The following is a 1,464-nucleotide window of genomic DNA, read 5'->3' as shown; positions in this document are numbered from 1 at the left end:
GGCGCGTCCGTTTCCCAGGCTAAACTGGCGAAAAAATACGGCGTTAGTGCATCAACGATTTCCAGCCGTTACAAAGAAATTGAAAGCACGCTGCAAGATGAAGCAGATCGTTTTGCCCAAGCGTTATCCTCATAATGAAAAAAACCTTGAAAAGCCAGGCTTTTCAAGGTTTTTTTATTTCTGAAACGGAATTTTGATTTCTAACCGGAAGACGGGGTGGCGGTAGGTAAAATCCAGCCTGCCAAAAGCGCTCTTCACCAGTTTTTGAATGATATATGTGCCCATGCCTTCATGAGCGCCGTTTTTCGTTGAGCGGCCAAACGATTGATAAATTGTATCGAGCACTTTTGGGTCCATCCCGGGAGTGCTGTTTTCACAAGTCAGTACATAAAGCCCGCTGCGCAGTGAAGTCTCCAGTTTAATCTCTGCTTTTTCTCGGGCCTCCGCCGCGCTGTCGAGCGCATTTTCTAATATGTTGCCGACCAAGCTGACCTGATCAGCAGGCGAAAACGGAAGGGAAGAAAGCGGTGTATGCATATGCAGCGAAACACTCACATTCGAGGCACTGGCTTTTTCTAAAAAATCATAAAGCACCCCTGCAACGTACGCGTTCTCTCCTTTCAAAAAACGGTCATATTGACTGTATTGATCCGCCCATTTTTGAATATATGCTTGTGTATCTGCCTTGGGCTGAGCTGATTTGATTGCAGTGATATGTTTCATTGTGTCATGATTCCGGCTTCTGACATCAATCAGCATTTGATTGGCGTGCTGTTCAGCTTGAGTCAGCTTATCAATTTGATCAGAAAGCCTTGCCTGTAAAGCAGACTGTCCGATACGGAGCCCTTCACACCCTGCAAATATCGCGATTACACATAATGCCGGCATGATGTCTGTGCCAATCAACACTACTCCCGCCGACATCACTTGAATCACGGCAATCCACGCACAAAGCCCTGAGGAACAGTGTTTCCACACCCGCTTCGTATTCCAAATGTACAATCCTGCAGCAGCTGCGCCTAAAGCAGCGGCGAGCCAAGAGGCGGCTGTGCTGTGTGAAAAAGCAGCAGCTCCCTGATAACATATGAAACTAAATAAAACCAGATAAAGATATTGAAAAAGGGTAATCACGTTCTGAACTCCTCAAAAGTAGTAGTTTTGAAAATAATCAAGCTGCTTCTTAGTGATCATCGCTTTTTTACACGTTCCCTCAAAGGAAACTGTGAATGAATGCTTGGTATAAGCGGAAAAATGCTTTATGTAATGAATGTTGATAATAAAGGAACGATGCGAACGAAGAAAATCTTTTTCGGGCGGTCACCTTTAATATCATTTAATGTTTGATACGTTTGCACTTCTTCGGCGGTTGTCACAATCGTCGTCGAACGTCCCGTCCGTTCTGCGAAAATAATATCCTTCTTTTGCAGGACGTGCATTTCAGACTTTTGCTTTATCAATATACGC

General features: G+C 44.6%; 2 protein-coding genes and 1 pseudogene. 1 reads left to right on the top strand and 2 read right to left on the bottom strand.

The genetic code is table 11. The annotated features are described in order from the left end of the window. The coding region (locus ACWHAR_RS21195) for a helix-turn-helix domain-containing protein (RefSeq protein WP_452087732.1) at positions 1–135 on the top strand (135 nt) is incomplete at its 5' end. Between the two features lie 39 nt (positions 136–174). Here the strand turns inward: ACWHAR_RS21195 and natK are convergent. After that, entirely contained in the window at positions 175–1,131 is a 957-nt protein-coding gene (gene natK, locus ACWHAR_RS21190; protein WP_452087731.1) for a two-component system sensor histidine kinase NatK, read from the bottom strand. A gap of 12 nt (positions 1,132–1,143) precedes the next feature. Next, positions 1,144–1,464 (bottom strand): annotated as a pseudogene (gene natR, locus ACWHAR_RS21185) (two-component system response regulator NatR); the annotation flags it as partial.

This window comes from Bacillus sp. LR--39, from assembly GCF_053613335.1.
This window is presented reverse-complemented; position numbering and strand designations above follow the sequence as displayed.